Genomic DNA, 1,177 nt, shown 5'->3' on the forward strand with positions numbered 1-1,177 from the left:
ACCCCCAAGGCGATCTTTTGTCAGCTCCATCCACAAAAGCCCCAGCACTCTTCAGGGCTTGAGTTCTTTTTGCCCCCATCACCTTTTGGCAAGGGCAGGAACACCTCTTGAGGGAGACGAGTTTTTTCCTTCGGAGCTGCTGGCTCAAGGAACAGGAGAAAAACCTGTCTTCAAAAAAGTCTCAGACTTTCGGTTGCAGGAGTACATCACAAGGGTATGATCTTAAGAGAAGGATGTAGGACATTAAAAAATGTCAGATATACCACCACAACCTTTAACCGGGAAGGCTCTGCTGCAGAAGGTCGAAGCTTTGGGGCATCTTCCGCGCCGAGAAACGGCAAAGCGATGTGGCTATGTAACCATGACCAAGACCAACAAGCCTCGCGTCAACTTGAATGAGTTCTATGACGCGGTGCTGGCAGCAAAAGGTCTGAGCCTCAGCCCAAGTTCCAGCCGGGACAAGCGCGGTCGTGAGCCAACCTTTCGGGTCAGCGTTCACAAAAATGGGCAGTTGATCATTGGGTCGGCCTACACCGAAAAAATGAATCTCAAGCCTGGGGATGAGTTTGAGATTCAGCTGGGTTACAAGCACATTCACCTCAAGCAAGTGCTAAACGGCCAGGTGGTGGAGGAGTCAACCCCAAGTAAAGAAGCTTCCCCCAAAGCGACTCGCGGTCGCCGGAAAAAAACTGCTGGGGCTTGAACCTCTCCTGGGGTTGAGGAGAAGGGATCCAGTTGACGAACTGTCACTGTGTGGCTTTCTTCTTGCCTTGCCCTCTTTAAGATGGGATCCAAAGCCTAGGTTCACCCTCTTTCTGACCCTAGATAAGGATCCCTATGCAACAGAAGGTTCAGCCACCCCTCAAGTTTTTGCCGCCGCGATTGACGCCTTGGGTCGTTCATTTCGCTCAAGCAGGCTTGCCCCTTTGGTTGCGATGGACCAAAGGGATCCCTCGCGTTGAAGTGGAGGGGGGAGAGCGTTTGGCTCAGCTTTATCAGCAGTTTGAGGCGGGCAAGATTCGCCTGCTGGTGGCGTTTCGACACCCGACCCTGGATGATCCCCCCTGCTTGATGTACTTGTTTGCCCATCTTCTGCCGCAGGTGGCCCAACGCCAGGGGATCCGCTTTCGGGGCCGACCCCACGTTTTGTTTGTTTATGACCGCGGCCTACCTCTGT

At 53.3% G+C, this 1,177-nt stretch carries 1 protein-coding gene and 1 pseudogene; both read left to right on the top strand.

Annotation, left to right across the window (positions count from 1 at the left end):
* The first annotated feature begins 250 nt into the window (after positions 1-250).
* Positions 251-703, top strand: coding sequence for an AbrB family transcriptional regulator (locus NW856_RS12860; protein WP_011432404.1), 453 nt, complete (start codon positions 251-253; stop codon positions 701-703).
* Positions 704-837: 134 nt separating this feature from the next.
* A pseudogene (locus tag NW856_RS12865) lies at positions 838-1,177 on the top strand (1-acyl-sn-glycerol-3-phosphate acyltransferase); the annotation flags it as partial.

Origin of the sequence: Synechococcus sp. R3-13 (assembly GCF_047462195.1) — a bacterium.
Classification (GTDB): Bacteria; Cyanobacteriota; Cyanobacteriia; order Thermostichales; family Thermostichaceae; genus Thermostichus.

Excerpts from the sequence above, each read along its gene's own strand:
- NW856_RS12860 (WP_011432404.1), top strand. The coding sequence starts at position 251 with ATGTCAGATATACCACCACAACCTTTAACCGGGAAGGCTCTGCTGCAG.